Raw genomic sequence first — 15,628 nt, 5'->3', positions numbered from 1 at the left:
GACACACCCCACCCAACGCCACACCCCGGCCCGAGGACACCCCCGGACCGGTCACACCATACGAATCAACGACCCGCGAAGTACGGGCCTAGAGGAAGGTGTCCGCGTGCCCAGCCGCAGAATCGGCTTCTGGTACCGCTTCGCAGCGGTCCTCTGCAAACCCTGGCTGGTGGTTCTGATCAAGCGGGACTGGCGCGGAATGGAACACATTCCGGCCGAGGGTGGATTTATCACCGCGGTGAACCACAATTCGCATGTCGACCCCTTCGCGTATGCGCACTTTCAGTACAACAGCGGGCGGGTGCCGCGATTCCTCGCGAAGAGCGGGCTTTTCAAGGAGGGATTCGTCGGCGCCGCGATGCGCGGCACCGGACAGATCCCCGTCTACCGCGAGACCACGGACGCGCTGAGCGCCTTCCGGGCCGCGATCGAGGCCGTGGAACGCGGAGAGTGCGTCGCGTTCTACCCGGAGGGCACCATCACCCGGGATCCCGACCAGTGGCCCATGGTCGCCAAGACGGGCGCCGCGCGCGTGGCCCTGACGACCAAGTGCCCCGTGATCCCCGTCGCCCAGTGGGGCGCCAACGAACTTCTGCCGCCGTACGCCAAGAAGCTCAACGTCCTTCCGCGCAAGACCCACCATGTGCTCGCGGGCCCGCCCGTGGACCTCGGGCGGTTCTACGGCCAGGAGATGACCCCCGAGCTCCTCAAGGAGGCCACGGAGGTCATCATGGCGGCCGTCACCGGCCAACTGGAGGAGATCCGCGGCGAGAGGGCGCCCGAGACGCCCTACGACCCGCGTCTGGAGCGGATCGAGCAGCGCCGCCGCACCCAGGAGGAGACCGGGGCCGAGACCGGGGCCGAGACCGGCGCGGAGACCGGTGCGGAGCCCGGGCACGCGGAGATCAGCCATGAGCACGAGGGGGAGAACAGCAAGTGAGCAAGTCCGTGAAGGCGGCGGTGTTCAGCGCCGGTTCGTGGGGGACGGCCTTCGGCATGGTGCTCGCCGACGCGGGGTGCGAGGTCACGCTGTGGGCGAGGCGCCCGGAGGTGGCCGAGGCGATCAACACCAGCCGCGCCAACCCCGACTACTTCCCCGGCATCGAGCTTCCGGAGAACCTGCGGGCCACGACGGACCCCGCCGAGGCCGCCGCCGACGCCGACTACACGGTCCTGTCGGTGCCCTCGCAGACCCTGCGCGCCAACCTCGCCGACTGGACGCCGCTGCTCGCCCCGGACACCGTCCTGGTGTCGCTGATGAAGGGCGTCGAGCTCGGTACGACCATGCGGATGAGCGAGGTGATCGCGGACGTCGCCAAGGTGGGCCAGGACCGGATCGCCGTGGTCACCGGACCCAACCTCGCCAAGGAGATCGCCTCCCGCATGCCGGCCGCGGCCGTCGTCGCCTGCACCGACGAGGCCGTCGCCCAACGGCTCCAGGCCGCCTGCCACACGCCGTACTTCCGCCCGTACACCAACACCGACGTGGTGGGCTGCGAGCTGGGCGGCGCGGTCAAGAACGTCATCGGCCTCGCGGTGGGCATCGTGGACGGCATGGGGCTCGGTGACAACGCCAAGGGCTCGCTGATCACGCGGGGCCTCGCCGAGACCACCCGGCTGGGCCTGGCGATGGGCGCGGACCCGCTCACCTTCGCCGGACTCGCGGGCCTCGGCGACCTGGTGGCGACCTGTTCCTCGCCGCTGTCGCGCAACCACACCTTCGGCACCAACCTCGGCAGGGGCATGACCCTCCAGGAGACCATCGCGGTCACCCGGCAGACCGCCGAGGGCGTCAAGTCCTGCGAATCCGTGGCGGATCTGGCCCGTCGGCACGGCGTCGACATGCCCATCACCGAGACGGTCGTCGACATCGTCCACGAGGGCAAGCCCCCCGTGGTCGCTCTCAAGGAGCTGATGTCGCGCAGCGCGAAGCCCGAACGACGCTGAGCGAACCCGGTGGGCGGACGCTGACTCACGGCCCTACCACCGGGTACTCTCATGCCGATATGAGCACCGAGAACCTCCCCCAGAGCCCCCAAGCGCCCTCTCGCAAGCCGCGGGTGGCCGTCGTCTTCGGCGGACGCAGCTCCGAGCACGGGATCTCCGTGGTCACGGCCGGCGCGGTCCTCAGGGCCATCGACCGGACCAAGTACGAGGTCCTGCCGATCGGCATCACGCGCGAGGGCCGCTGGTTCCTCACCGCCGACGAGCCCGAGCGCATGGCGATCACCGACCGCCGCACGCCCGACGTCGACGAACTCGCCGAGTCGCGGGACGGCGGCGTGGTGCTCCCCGTCGACCCCGCCAACCGCGAAGTCGTCTACTACGAGCCCGGATCCGTGCCCAAGGCGCTCGGCGAGGTCGACGTCGTCTTCCCGGTGCTGCACGGCCCCTACGGCGAGGACGGCACCCTCCAGGGCCTGCTGGAGCTCTCCGGCGTCCCGTACGTGGGCTCGGGCGTGCTCGCCTCGGCCGTAGGCCAGGACAAGGAGTACATGAAGCGGGTGTTCACCTCCTTCGGGCTCAAGGTCGGCCCGTACGTGGTGATCCGGCCGCGCGAGTGGGAGCAGGACGAGTCGGCCGCCCGCAAGAAGATCGTCGACCTGGCCGGCGAGCACGGCTGGCCGCTCTTCGTGAAGCCCGCGCGCGCGGGTTCGTCCATCGGCATCACCAAGGTGGACGACCTCTCCGGCCTCGACGAGGCGATCTCCGAGGCCCGCCGCCACGACCCGAAGCTCCTGGTCGAGGCCGCGCTGCGGGGCCGCGAGATCGAGTGCGGCGTCCTGGAGTTCGAGGACGGCCCCCGCGCCTCCGCCCCGGCCGAGATCCCGCCGCCGGACGCGCACGCGTACTACGACTTCGACGCCAAGTACATCGACTCGACCCCGGGCATCGTCCCGGCGCCGCTGACGCCCGAGGAGACCGCCGAGGTGCAGCGCCTCGCGGTGGACGCGTTCGAGGCGGCGTCCTGCGAGGGCCTGGTCCGCGCGGACTTCTTCCTCACGGAGGACGGCGAGTTCGTCATCAACGAGATCAACACGATGCCCGGCTTCACGCCGATCTCGATGTACCCGGCGATGTGGCAGGCGAGCGGCATCGAGTACCCGGAGCTGGTGGACCGCCTGGTCCAAGCGGCCCTGCGGCGTTCGACGGGGCTGCGCTGACCGACCCGGCGTCTAGTCGGCGATCCCTTCGGGGATCGCCTTCCTGATGGCCGGTGCCAGATCGATCAGCACGCTGGAGCTGTCCGCGCCGTCCGGCACCGTCACCTCGACGTATGCGCTGCGAGCAGCCGTGGTGAAGCGATGCCCCCCGCCGTCCCGCTTCTCCATCAGCCAGTCGACGCCGTTCACCCCGCCGGCCACCGCGTCCGGGTCGGCGCCCTCCGCGACCTTCGGGTCGATCATCTTCGGCGGCTGCGTGACACCGCAGCGCAGTATGATTTCCGGGCCTCCCCAGCCCGCGGTCAGCGCGGAGACGGGCTCGGGATCGTGGCGGCTCTCACCGTCCACCTTCGACGGCAGTGCCTTGTCCAGGTCCCGGCACAGCTTCGTGGCCTTCGCGCCGGGGCTGGGAAGGGCCGCCGACGCGCTGTCGTCTGCTGAGGAGCAGCCCGCGGCCGTGATGAGCAGGACGAGTACGGGCGGCCCGAAGGCAATACGGTGCCGGTGACGGAAGAAGTTCACCGGCCAAGGTTAGACGGGGGCTACAGATGCACGACCGGGCAGGTCAAAGTGCGGGTGATCCCGTCCACCTGCTGGACCTTGGCGACCACCATGCGGCCGAGGTCGTCCACCGTGTCGGCCTGGGCCCGGACGATCACGTCATAGGGTCCCGTCACGTCCTCGGCCTGGACCACGCCAGGAATCTTGCTGATCTCCTCGGCGACGGTCGACGCTTTGCCGACCTCCGTCTGGATGAGGATGTACGCCTGTACCACGGAACCTCCAGGGCGGCCACGAGGATCATGTGGGGAAACGGAACGCCACGGTATCGCGTCGCCGTGCGCAGCGGGGAGACCTGCGGAGACGGCGGCTCGCGTGCCGGGGTGCGGGCACGGCAGAACTTGACGGCTTCCTCGACCGTATCGAGGACACTAGGTATGCGCGACCGGGCACGGACAGGTAAAGAAGGGGCGAAAGGGCAATGAAGGGCACTGTTGGTGAGCTCGGGGAGTTCGGGCTCATCAGGGAGCTCACCTCCCGTCTCACCACCACCCCCGCGGTCCGGGTCGGCCCCGGCGACGACGCCGCGGTGGTCGCCGCGCCCGACCGGCGGGTGGTGGCCAGCACCGACATCCTGCTGGAGGGCCGGCACTTCCGCCGAGACTGGTCCACGGCCTACGACGTCGGCCGCAAGGCCGCCGCACAGAACCTCGCCGACATCGCCGCCATGGGCGCGGTGCCGACGGCCGTTCTGCTCGGCCTGGTCGTGCCCGCCGAACTGCCGGTCACCTGGCCGTCCGAGCTGATGGACGGCCTGCGCGACGAATGCCAGGTCGCCGGCGCCTCCGTGGTGGGCGGCGACGTCGTACGCGGCGACACGATCATGGTGTCGATCACCGCGCTCGGCGATCTGCGCAACCAGGAACCGGTCACCCGGGGCGGCGCCCAGCCCGGCGACCTCGTCGCGGTGACCGGCTGGCTGGGCTGGTCCGCCGCCGGGTACGCGGTCCTCTCCCGCGGCTTCCGCTCGCCCCGCGCCTTCGTCGAGGCCCACCGCCGCCCCGAGCCGCCGTACCACGCGGGTCCGGCCGCCGCCGGGCTCGGCGCGACGGCGATGTGCGACGTCAGCGACGGGCTGATCGCCGACCTCGGGCACATCGCCGAGGCCAGCAAGGTCCGCATCGACATCCGCTCCGGCGCCATCGACATCCCGACGCAGATGAACGACATCGGGCAGGCCGTCGGTGTCGACCCGATCCAGTGGGTGCTCACCGGCGGCGAGGACCACGCGATCGTGGCGACCTTCCCGCCGGACGTGAAACTCCCCGCCCGCTGGAAGGTGATCGGCGAGGTCCTCAACCCCTCCGCACTGCCCCAGGTGACGGTCGACGGGGCGCCCTGGACCAGCAAGGGCGGCTGGGATCACTTCGGGGACCTGGAGAGTTGAGGCCGCGCGTCCTGACGGTGGCCGGCTCCGACTCCGGTGGCGGGGCCGGGATCCAGGCCGACCTGAAGACGATGCTCGCGCTCGGCGTGCACGGCATGAGCGTGCTCACGGCGGTCACCGCGCAGAACTCCCGCGGCGTGCAGGGGGCTTGGGAGCTGCCGACGGAGGCGGTACGGGCCCAGTACCGCAGCGTCGTCGACGACATCGGCGTCCAGGCGGTCAAGACGGGCATGCTCGCCTCCGCCCAACTCGTCGAGACCGTCGCCGAGTTGATCGCGGGCACGGACGCTCCCGTGGTCGTCGACCCGGTCGGCGTCTCCAAGCACGGCGACAGTCTGCTGGCCGCCTCCGCGCTGGACTCCGTACGGAAGAAGCTGCTTCCGGTCGCCACCGTCGCCACCCCGAACCTGGACGAGGTGGCCCAACTGACCGGCGTCCAGGTCGAGTCGGAGGAGCAGCTGCGGGACGCGGCGGTCGCCGTGCTGGCGTACGGGCCGCGCTGGGTGCTGGTCAAGGGCGGTCATCTCCCCGGTGACGCGGTCGACCTGCTGACGGACGGCGCCGAGGAGCACTGGCTGCGCGCGCCGAGGTACGACAACCGGCACACGCACGGCACGGGCTGCACCCTCGCGTCCGCGATCGCGTCGCAGCTGGCGAAGGGACAGTCCGTGCCGGAGGCGGTGTGGGCGGCCAAGCGGTACGTCACCGGGGCGATCGCCGCCGGGTTCGCCCTCGGCACGGGGATCGGCCCCGTGGACCACGGGTGGGACCTCACACGGGGTACGACCGGAGCTTGAGCTCAGTCCTGAACGGTCAGGGCACAGCAGAAAGCCGGCCCACACGAGGTGGACCGGCTCAATGCAGCGAACCAGCAGTGGCCGCGCACTTAGCTGTGCGTCAGCGCGAGACCTTGCCGGCCTTGATGCACGAGGTGCAAGCGTTCACGCGCTTCGGCGTCCCGCCGACCACGGTACGGACGCGCTGGATGTTCGGGTTCCAGCGACGGGACGTACGGCGGTGCGAGTGCGAGATGTTGTTGCCGAAGCTCGGCCCCTTGCCACAGACGTCGCAGTTGGCAGCCACGGGTCACTCCAAAGACTTCAGATGCACTTACGGTTGATCCCGGCATGCCGGGATCAGGATCTAGGATCTGAGTGGCGGTGCCAGGGGAAAGCCCGATGGGATCGGGCAACCGGAGCAGCATACAACGACTGCGCCGGTACAACGAAACTACCATGGCTGCTCAGGGCCCTGCCCCCGGCCCCGGCGGTCCCGGCCGGTCCCCGGGGTCCGGTCCGGCCCGCTTTCCTGCGGACACCGGCGCTGGGTCTACGCTGCGTCCAGTCCAGCAGCTCAAGGAGGCGCAGGTGGCGCAGGTGCCGCAGACATTCTTCGATGCTCTCGCGGTGCGCACCTGGTGCGGCCTCGCGCTCACGGCGCTGGGCCGGGCCCGCGAGGAGATCGACGCGATCAACGTCTATCCGGTCGCGGACGGGGACACCGGCACCAACCTGTATCTGACCGTCGAGTCGGCGACGACCGCGGTCGAGGCGGTGTTCGCCGGGTACGAGTTCGGTTCCGGCGCAGGGGGCGCGTCCGTCGGGAAGCCTTCGCTCGCCGACGCCTCGCGCGCGATGGCGCACGGTGCGCTCATCGGGGCGCGCGGGAACTCGGGGACGATCCTCGCGCAGTTGCTGCGCGGCATGGCCCAGGTGCTCTCCGCCCAGGGCGAGGCCCCGCACACCGACGGGGACGGGCTGCGCCTGGCCCTGCGGCAGGCGGCCGACTCGGCCCGCCTGGCCGTCGCCCACCCCGTCGAGGGCACCGTCCTGTCGGTCGCCGCGGCCGCCGCCGACGCGGCCGGGGGAGCGGAGGGCGACTGCGGGACGGTCGCCCGGGCGGCCTACCGGGGCGCGTGCGCGGCGCTCGCCGCGACCCCGGGCCAGTTGGCCGTACTGGAGCGGGCCGGGGTCGTCGACGCGGGCGGCCGGGGCCTGGTGGCGGTCCTCGCGGCCCTCGTGGAGACGTTCACGGGAGAGCTGCCGGGGCTCTCCGGTGCGATGTCCGCGTCCGCCGGGTCGCCCGCGCGCGTGCGGCCGACCGGGGCGGAGAGCGTGGCGGACGCGCAGGACTGCGCCGACGCGGCGGACGGCGAGGGCGGTCCCGCCTTCGAGGTGATCTACCTCCTGGAGGCCGAGGACGCGGCGGTGGCACGGCTGCGGCAGCGTCTGGACGCCCTGGGCGACTCGCTCGTCGTGGTCGGCGGCGACGGCCTGTGGAACGTCCATGTGCACGTGGACGACGCGGGCGCCGCGGTGGAGGCCGGCGTCGAGGCGGGCCGGCCCTACCGGATCCGCATCACGCACTTCGGCGCCGACGACGCCCACACGCGCGGGGGAGAGCGTCCGCCCCGCGAACGCGTCCAGCGCGCGGTCGTCGCCGTCGTGCCCGGCGAGGGCCTGGCCGGGCTGTACACCGAGGCGGGCGCGACGACCGTGCTCGCGCGCCCCGGGGAGCCGCCCGCCAGCGGCGAGCTCGTCGAGGCGGTGCGACGGGCCCACGCGCGCGAGGTCGTGCTGCTGCCCAACGACGCCGACCTGCGGCACACCGCCGCCGCGGCCGCCGAGCAGGCCCGCACGGAGGGCATCCGGGTGGCCCTGATCCCGACCCGCTCCGCGGTCCAGGGGATCGCCGCGCTCGCCGTCCACGAGCCGGACCGCCGCTTCGACGAGGACGTCGTCTCGATGACCTCGGCGGCCGGGGCCACCCGCTACGCCGAGGTCGTCGTCGCCGAGCGCCAGTCGTGGACCATGGCCGGCATCTGCCAGGCCGGCGACGTCCTCGGGCTCGTCGACGGCGATGTCGCCGTCATCGGCTCCGATGTCACAGCCACCGCCGAGAGCGTCCTGAACCGCATGCTGTCGGCCGGCGGCGAACTCGTCACCCTCGTGCTCGGCGACGAGGCCCCCGAAGGCGTCGCCGAGCACCTGGAGGCGCGGGTGCGGGAGACGCACCTCGCCGTGGACACGGTGGTGTACCGGGGCGGACGGCAGGGAGCGTTGTTGTTGATCGGGGTGGAGTGAGCCAGCAGGTGACGAAGGGGATCGTTCAACGATCCCTCTGCTCCTCCGCCGCCTGCAACAACTGCTCCGCCTCGGCCCGCCGCGCCCGCACGGTCTCGTCCTCCCCCTGATCGCCGACGACGGCGTCAGCCTCGCTGCCGGCGTCGGCATCGACGTCCGCGTAGGCCCGCAACACCGCACGCGCGCGTGCCGCCGCGTCCGCGGGGCGTCCCAGGTCCGTCTCCAGCCAGCCCGCGGCCAGCTCCGCGCCGGTCCGGGCGTGCAGGGCGTCGTCGCCCAGGGCGACGAACACCGCGACGGCCTCGGACATCTGGGAGAGCGCCCCGTCCAGGGCCGCCCGGATCGAGTCGTCGTCCGCGTCCTCGGCGGCGGAGCGCGCGAGCAGGTCCCCGAACTGGCGGTGGGTGTGGCCGAGTTCGACGACCAGCCGCTGCCGTGCCTCGTCGTCGTCCGCCGCGTCGAACGCGTCCGCGCACTCCTCCACGGCACGCGTCATCAGACCGCGCGCGGCGTCCGGGGCGTCCTCCGTGCGCAACGCGAGCCACGCGCGGGCGCGCAAGGAGCGGACGAGCCCGTGCACATTGCCGAGGTCCCGCCACAGCTCGCCCGCGCGCGCGTAGGCCTGGTCCGCCTCGGCGTGCAGGCCGGCCTGGCCGAGCGACTCCGCGGCCAGATGGGCGAGGGTCGCGTGGTCGTGCTGCTCGGGCCAGTGCCGGGCGATCTCGGCGGCCTGCAGGCGACGTTCGGCGGCGTCCCGGTGCTCCCCGAGCTCGCTCAGACAGTCGCCGAGCCACCACTGCGTCTGGACGACCGCGCCGTCGCCGTGCGTCTCGGCGGTCAGGTCCGCCAGCGCCGACTCCAGCACCTCCGCGGCCTCCGCCCAGCGCCCCAGCCGGACCAGGAACCCGCCGAGCTGGTGCCGCGCCCACGCGCCGAACGTCGGGCCCGCGCCCGCCTCGTCGGCCCAGTGCGCCGCCTCCAGGGCGTGCTCCGCGGCCTCGTCGGCCTGTCCGCGGCCGCCGACGACCTCGGCGAGCTGGAGATGCAGCTGGGCCCGCCCGACGGCCTCCAGGAACGGCCCGCCGTGCTCCAGGGCGGCCCGCAGCGCCCGCTCCGCCTCCACCATGTCGTCCAGCTGGTGGGCGAGACCGGCCAGCCGGGCCTCGTACTCCACGGCGAACCACGGCAGACCCGCCTCGACGAACTCTGCCGCGGCCCGCGCGAGCAGCTCCGCGCCCACCTCCGGGTCCCCGGCGTGCGTCGCGACCTCCGCGAGCATCGCGTGCCCCTCGGCGACCCGGGCGGCGAGCCGTACGTCGTTCCCGGCCCGTCCGTCCACGAGCGCCAGCAGCTCGCCCACGGCCGCCTCCGCCGCCGTCAGGTCGGCTTCGTCCACCGGCCCCTCGGCCTCGTGGACGCGCCGCATCAGGATCCGCGCCCGCCCCATCAGCACGCCCGCCGCCTGGGGCACCTCCGTGCCGCCCTCGGCATACAGCGCGAGGACCCGGTCGTACGGGTCGGCGACCGCCGCGAGCGCCTCGTCGACCTCGCCCCCGAGCGCCCGGACGTACGCCGCACGCGCGCGTGCCGCGAGAGCCTCCCCGGGGTCGCCCGCCTCCGCGTACAGCTCGGCGGCGTGCTCGAACGTTTCCGCGCCCTCCGGGCCGAGACCGATCGCCTCATGCTCCGCGATCTCCGCCCGGTCCCGCGCCGCCAGCTCCACGCGCTCCGCGCCCTCCGTCCCCGCGGCCACCTCGGCCACCCGCGCCCACGCCTCGACGGCCTGCGGCCGGAGGGTGTCCGACAGCCGCCGGGCCTCGACCAGCAGAGCCGACAGATCCGCCGCACCGGCCTCCTGGGCCGGAGCCGGCGCCACGGCCGCCGGTGCGGCCACGGCGGACGCCGGGCGCGCGGCCCGCACCCCCAGGGGCAGCCGCTCCACCAGGGGCCGCTGCTCCATACGCGCGCGGGCCCGCTCGCTGACGTGCGCCGTGCCGTTGCGCTCGTCGAAGCGCGCGGCCAGCGCGAGGGCCTCCGCCCGCGCGTGCGCCGCGAGTTCGACGGCCGTCCACTCCCGCCCGGCCGCCCCGGGCACCCGCTGACCGCCGAGCCCGAGCTCGCAGAGGCGCTCCATGAGCAGCACGACGACGCTCAGGAACTCCAGCTTGCTGCGCGGCTGCCCCTCGTCCGTGAAGTACGCCGGCCGCTCCGCGAGCAGCTCCAGGCCCCGCGCCTCGTTGCCGGTCAGCGCGCAGAACTCGACGTGGTCCGCGTAGGCGCCCCGCATGCTCTCCATGGGCCGCACCAGCCGGAAACCCCGCAGATGATGGGCGCGGGCCTCCTCCGGACGGCCCAGCCGCAGCAGCGGCAGCAGGGACGAGGCGAGCACGGTGTGCGGCTCGTGCGCGCACGCGTACTCGCCGTCCAGGACCGGCGCCCACACCTCGAGCGCCTGCGCGTCACGCCCCCGCTCCGTCTGCCACCAGCCCTGCCCGTGCAGCTCGCACGCATGGCAGTCGGCCATGGCGTCCCGGTCCGCCGCCAGCCAGGCGGCGAACGCCCTGTCGGCCCGCTCCACGTCCCCCACGTGCGCGGCCACGCTGAACTCGGCGCTGCGCACCGCCCGCTCGGAGTGCCCGGCGAGCCGGTACCGGTGCTCCATCTCGCCGAGCCACTTCTCCACCGACGCCAGCGGCACATGCGGCTGGTCGAGCATGCCGGCCGACACCCACTTGAAGACCCAGTGCAGCGAGTGCGTCTCGAACTCGTCGAAGTCCTCGGGCCGCTCGTCCCACATGCGCAGCAGCCGCGCGAAGGGGACGAACATCTTCGCCTTCTCGGAGCTGTAGTTGTAGACCTTCAGCTGATGCCCGAGCGCCTCGATCACGGCCAGCGGGATCTTCAGCTTCTCGGCGTCCACCAGCAGCCGCTCCGCGCGCGCGTTGCGGGCCGGACCCTCCGGCTGCTCGCCGTTCTCCGCCATCGCCCGGCGCAGGGAGTCGAAGTCCGTGATCTCACCCATCAGTTTCCCCCTGCCCGTCCGCCGACCGCCCGTCCGACTGCCCGTGCGCCGGCTCCCCGTGTGTGGCCCACTCCAGGAGCCCGATGAACGCCCGGTTCAGCAGCGCCGAGTCCGCCGGCCGCAGCGGGCGCTGCGCCATCAGCAGCGCCTGTCCGTAGAGCGACTCCGTGGCCGTGCCGATCAGCTCGGGATCGTTCAACGAACTGATCCGCCGGATCAGCGGATTGAGATGGTTGAGCACCAGACGCGCGCGGGGGGCGCTCCCGCGCAGTGAGCCCAGGATGCCCGCCCACAGATCGTCCGCCTGCGTCTCGGCCTCAGCGCGCGCCTGCTCGTGGCGGGCCGACCGGTCGTCGAGATGCAACGCGGGCACCGACAGCGGATGGAAGGCCCGCAGGACGACGTCACAGCCCAGCGGATCGACCTTCGCCCGCGCGGCGGCCAGGAAGCCCGCCAGCGCCAGCTCGTCGGCCGGGTCGACGGCGTCCAGGTGGGCCGTCACCGTGTCCGCGTCCAGCTCGGCGACGACCGTCCCCGGTCGCACCGACGGCAGCGCCTCGACCAGCTCGCTGTCGTACGTGTAACCGCCGTTGATCACCCCGATGCCCTGCGCGGACGCGATCGGCGCGACCTGCCGGTACTCCTCCACCGTCCGCGTGAAGTGCACGACCGGGTGCCGCTGCGCGAACTCCTCCAGCGACAGCCGTCCGTCGGTCGTCTCGAAGGGCAGCCACGGCAGCATCGTCCGCAGCATCTCCCGGTCGTGCCGTGCCAGGGACTTCACGCCCAGGTGGTGCACCGCCAGGAACGCCGCGAGCCGCTCCGGGTCGCCGGCGGCCAGCCCCGTCAGCCACGACCGGATCCGTTCCCCCAGCGCCTCCCGGACCGCGGCCAGCGTCTCGTCCTCGTACAGCGACTCCCGCGAGGCCGTCGGCCGCAGACTGTCGGTGTCCAGCACGCAGCGCACGAAGAACGCCCAGTCGGGCAGCAGCTGTTCGCCCCGCTCGGTCAGCAGCATGCCCTTCAGGTGCACCCGGTGGGTGGCCCGCTGCGCAGGGCTGACCGCCGACGGCAGCACGTACGCCACCCCGCGGATCCCCGCCAGCGGCACGTCCAGCTCGACCGAGTCCAGCGGCGTGAACCCGAACAGCTCGTGACAGTGCCGGGCCAGCGCAACCCGTCGGTTGGCGGGGGAGGCGTACGCCCGGTCCCAGGGCGCGGGCAGATCGGTGACCGCCTCCTCGCCGACCCGGACGTCGTACGGCAGCAGCGAACCGAAGTCCCGGGCCAGCGCCAGCACCCGCGCCTCGGTGAGCCACTCCCCGGCGCCGGCCCGCGCCACCAGATGCACGGTGGTGCCCGGCTCGGGGCGCTCCGCGTGGGGCAGCGTCCGCACGGTGTACGAACCGTCGTCGCGCGCCGTCCACTCCACGGGCGGCGCGTCGGGCGTACGGGCGCTGCGGCTGACCACCCGGATCCGCTCGGCGACCACGAAACAGGCCAGCAGCCCGATGCCGAACTGCCCGAGAAAGTCCGAACGCACGTCCTGCAGGCCCTCGGCACGCTTGGAACTGCGGCCGATGGTCGCCAGCAGGCTGTGCACATCGGCCTCGGTGAGCCCGATGCCGGAGTCCTCCACCCGCAGCCGGCCGTCCGCCGCGAACAGCCGTACCCGCGCCGGGGCGTCCGGTTCCCCGGTCCGTCGGGCGGTGATGGCGTCCACGGCGTTCTGCAGCAGTTCGCGCAGGTAGACCTTGGGACTGGAGTAGAGGTGATGGGACAGCAGGTCCACCAGACCACGCAGGTCGACCTGGAACGTATGGGGCGGCTGGGGTGCCTGGGATGACTGTGAGGTCTGGGAGTCCATCGCTGCAGCGCCGCGGGCTGGGGGATGAGCACGGCGCGGGGTCGGGCGGTCCCGGTGGGGCGGTGACCGCGGATGATGGCCGGAGCGCGTCATCCTAGAGCCCGAACGAGCCGTCTGACCAGGGGTTTCAGGACACGTATACGGCAATGTCAGTGACGTGGTGTGCAATGGATCTCGTGCCCGCACTGGAAGAACCACTGGAACGACCCTTGAAGTCAGTGCTCGGCCCCGCCACCGCGAAGGTGATGGCCGAGCACCTCGGCCTGCACACCGTCGGCGACCTCCTGCACCACTACCCCCGCAGATACGAGGAGCGCGGCCAGCTCACCCACCTCGCCGACCTCCCGATGGACGAGCACGTCACCGTGGTCGCCCAGGTCGCCGACGTCCGCCTGCACAGCTTCGCCTCCGCCAAGGCGCCCCGGGGCAAGGGCCAGCGCCTGGAGGTGACGATCACCGACGGCAGCGGCCGGCTCCAGCTGGTCTTCTTCGGCAGCGGCGTGCACAAACCCCACAAGGAGCTGCTGCCCGGCACGCGCGCGATGTTCGCGGGCAAGGTCTCGGTCTTCAACCGCCGCCTCCAACTGGCCCACCCGGCCTACGAACTGCTGCGCGCGGACACCGACGAAGCGGACGCCGAGGAATCCGTCGAGACCTGGGCCGGCGCCCTCATCCCGCTGTACCCCGCCACCGCGAAACTGGAGTCCTGGAAGATCGGCAAGGCGATCCAGACCGTCCTGCCCCACGCCCAGGAGGCCGTCGACCCCCTCCCCGACTCCCTGCGCGGCGGCCGGGGCCTGGTCCCCCTCCCCGAGGCCCTCCTGAAGATCCACCGCCCGCACACCAAGGCGGACATCGCCGCCGCCCGCACCCGCCTCAAGTGGGACGAGGCCTTCGTCCTCCAGGTCGCCCTCGCCCGCCGCCGCCACGCCGACGCCCAACTCCCGGCCGTCCCCCGCAGGCCCGCCCCCGACGGCCTCCTCACCGCCTTCGACGCCCGCCTTCCCTTCACCCTCACCGAAGGCCAGCAGAAGGTCTCGAAGGAGATCTTCGACGACCTGGCCACGGACCACCCGATGCACCGCCTCCTCCAGGGCGAGGTCGGGTCGGGCAAGACCCTGGTGGCCCTCCGCGCCATGCTCGCCGTGGTCGACGCCGGCGGGCAGGCCGCGATGCTCGCCCCCACCGAGGTCCTCGCCCAGCAGCACCACCGTTCGATCGTCGAGATGATGGGCGATCTGGCCGAGGGCGGGATGCTCGGCGGGTCCGAGCAGGCCACCAAGGTGGTGCTGCTGACCGGATCCATGGGCATGGCCGCCCGCCGGCAGGCACTGCTCGACCTCGTCACCGCGGAGGCCGGCATCGTGATCGGCACGCACGCGTTGATCGAGGACAAGGTCCAGTTCCACGACCTCGGCCTGGTCGTGGTCGACGAACAGCACCGCTTCGGCGTCGAACAGCGCGACGCCCTGCGCGGCAAGGGCAAACAGCCTCCGCACCTGCTCGTCATGACCGCCACACCCATCCCGCGCACGGTCGCCATGACCGTCTTCGGCGACCTGGAGACGTCCGTCCTCGACCAGCTCCCGGCCGGCCGCTCGCCCATCGCCAGCCATGTCGTCCCGGCCGCCGACAAGCCCCACTTCCTGGCCCGCGCCTGGGAGCGGGTCCGCGAGGAGGTCGAGGGCGGCCATCAGGCGTACGTCGTCTGCCCCCGCATCGGGGACGAGGAGGAGGACCCGAAGAAGGCCGGCAAGGCCCAGCGGAAATCCCCCGAGGACGAGGCCGAGAAGCGCCCTCCGCTGGCGGTCGTCGACATCGCCGAGCAACTGGGCAAGGGCCCTCTCCAGGGCCTCGAGGTCGAAGTCCTGCACGGCCGGATGCCCCCGGACGACAAGGACGCCGTCATGCGCCGCTTCGCCGCCGGCGAGACCGACGTCCTGGTGGCCACGACCGTCATCGAGGTGGGCGTCAACGTCCCCAACGCCACCGCCATGGTGATCATGGACGCCGACCGTTTCGGCGTCTCCCAGCTGCACCAGCTGCGCGGTCGCGTGGGCCGGGGATCGGCGCCCGGCCTCTGTCTCCTCGTCAGCGAGATGCCGGAGGCCAGCGCCGCCCGCCAGCGCCTGAACGCCGTCGCCGCCACGCTCGACGGCTTCGAGCTCTCCCGCATCGACCTGGAACAGCGCCGTGAGGGCGACGTCCTCGGCCAGGCCCAGTCCGGCGCCCGCACCTCCCTGCGGGTCCTGGCCGTCATCGAGGACGAGGAGGTCATCGCGGAGGCGCGGGAGGAGGCGGTGGCGGTCGTGGCGGCAGACCCGGAGCTCAGTGCCTACCCAGGCCTGCGAACAGCCCTGGCCGCCCTTTTGGACGAGGAGAGGGAGCAGTACTTGGACAAGGGCTAGGGGGCTTCTGATGGATCTCCGTGGGAGATCCATCAGAAGCCCCCTAGACCCGGACTTCGCGGGTCACCGTTTCAGGTCTGTGGCCAGCGGGTCTGTCCGATGTCGGTGTCGAGGAGATCGAGGAGGTGGAGTTGAA

Annotated in this window: 12 protein-coding genes; 7 read left to right on the top strand and 5 right to left on the bottom strand. The window is 72.6% G+C overall.

The genetic code is table 11. The annotated features are described in order from the left end of the window. Positions 1–106 precede the first annotated feature (106 nt). The 3 genes from AB0J04_RS42620 to AB0J04_RS42610 are packed head-to-tail and all read left to right on the top strand — an operon-like array spanning position 107 to position 3,164. Positions 107–940 carry a lysophospholipid acyltransferase family protein gene (locus AB0J04_RS42620; protein ID WP_363174086.1) on the top strand — a complete coding sequence of 278 codons (834 nt, stop codon included), beginning with the start codon at positions 107–109 and terminating at the stop codon, positions 938–940. Continuing rightward, the gene (locus AB0J04_RS42615) at positions 937–1,947 is read left to right on the top strand and encodes an NAD(P)H-dependent glycerol-3-phosphate dehydrogenase (protein WP_363174085.1); all 1,011 of its coding nucleotides are present in this window, start codon (positions 937–939) and stop codon (positions 1,945–1,947) included. Before AB0J04_RS42620 ends, AB0J04_RS42615 begins: the two co-directional genes overlap by 4 nt. A gap of 59 nt (positions 1,948–2,006) precedes the next feature. Next, positions 2,007–3,164 (top strand): D-alanine--D-alanine ligase family protein, encoded by a 1,158-nt coding sequence (locus tag AB0J04_RS42610; protein WP_363174084.1) that lies wholly within the window; start codon positions 2,007–2,009, stop codon positions 3,162–3,164. A gap of 12 nt (positions 3,165–3,176) precedes the next feature. Here AB0J04_RS42610 and AB0J04_RS42605 read toward each other — a convergent pair whose 3' ends face one another. Both AB0J04_RS42605 and AB0J04_RS42600 read right to left on the bottom strand, forming a co-directional pair. After that, complete coding sequence (locus tag AB0J04_RS42605; protein ID WP_363174083.1) at positions 3,177–3,686, bottom strand: DUF3515 domain-containing protein; 510 nt, start codon at positions 3,684–3,686, stop codon at positions 3,177–3,179. A gap of 20 nt (positions 3,687–3,706) precedes the next feature. Then, entirely contained in the window at positions 3,707–3,940 is a 234-nt protein-coding gene (locus AB0J04_RS42600; RefSeq protein ID WP_079659261.1) for an Lrp/AsnC ligand binding domain-containing protein, read from the bottom strand. A 206-nt stretch (positions 3,941–4,146) separates the two neighbouring features. Here AB0J04_RS42600 and AB0J04_RS42595 point away from each other — a divergent pair, with 206 nt between their 5' ends. Then, the gene (locus AB0J04_RS42595; RefSeq protein WP_363174082.1) at positions 4,147–5,112 is read left to right on the top strand and encodes a thiamine-phosphate kinase; all 966 of its coding nucleotides are present in this window, start codon (positions 4,147–4,149) and stop codon (positions 5,110–5,112) included. Further along, positions 5,109–5,909 (top strand): bifunctional hydroxymethylpyrimidine kinase/phosphomethylpyrimidine kinase, encoded by an 801-nt coding sequence (thiD, locus tag AB0J04_RS42590; protein ID WP_363174081.1) that lies wholly within the window; start codon positions 5,109–5,111, stop codon positions 5,907–5,909. The genes AB0J04_RS42595 and thiD overlap by 4 nt, the downstream gene beginning before the upstream one ends. Before the next feature lie 100 nt (positions 5,910–6,009). On the opposite strand, the gene rpmB is transcribed toward thiD, so the two are convergent. Continuing rightward, on the bottom strand, positions 6,010–6,195 hold the full coding sequence (rpmB, locus tag AB0J04_RS42585; protein WP_013000438.1) for a 50S ribosomal protein L28: 186 nt from the start codon (positions 6,193–6,195) through the stop codon (positions 6,010–6,012). A gap of 284 nt (positions 6,196–6,479) precedes the next feature. Here rpmB and AB0J04_RS42580 point away from each other — a divergent pair, with 284 nt between their 5' ends. Next, on the top strand, positions 6,480–8,195 hold the full coding sequence (locus AB0J04_RS42580) for a DAK2 domain-containing protein (RefSeq protein WP_363174080.1): 1,716 nt from the start codon (positions 6,480–6,482) through the stop codon (positions 8,193–8,195). Positions 8,196–8,220: 25 nt separating this feature from the next. On the opposite strand, the gene AB0J04_RS42575 is transcribed toward AB0J04_RS42580, so the two are convergent. Beyond that, positions 8,221–11,217 carry a tetratricopeptide repeat protein gene (locus tag AB0J04_RS42575; RefSeq protein ID WP_363174078.1) on the bottom strand — a complete coding sequence of 999 codons (2,997 nt, stop codon included), beginning with the start codon at positions 11,215–11,217 and terminating at the stop codon, positions 8,221–8,223. Further along, positions 11,210–13,084 (bottom strand): HSP90 family protein, encoded by a 1,875-nt coding sequence (locus AB0J04_RS42570; RefSeq protein ID WP_363174077.1) that lies wholly within the window; start codon positions 13,082–13,084, stop codon positions 11,210–11,212. Before AB0J04_RS42570 ends, AB0J04_RS42575 begins: the two co-directional genes overlap by 8 nt. A gap of 167 nt (positions 13,085–13,251) precedes the next feature. Here AB0J04_RS42570 and recG point away from each other — a divergent pair, with 167 nt between their 5' ends. Further along, complete coding sequence (gene recG / locus AB0J04_RS42565) at positions 13,252–15,492, top strand: ATP-dependent DNA helicase RecG (protein ID WP_363174076.1); 2,241 nt, start codon at positions 13,252–13,254, stop codon at positions 15,490–15,492. Positions 15,493–15,628: the final 136 nt, after the last annotated feature.

It is taken from the genome of Streptomyces sp. NPDC050263 (genome assembly GCF_040655955.1).
GTDB lineage: Bacteria > Actinomycetota > Actinomycetes > Streptomycetales > Streptomycetaceae > Streptomyces.
This window is presented reverse-complemented; position numbering and strand designations above follow the sequence as displayed.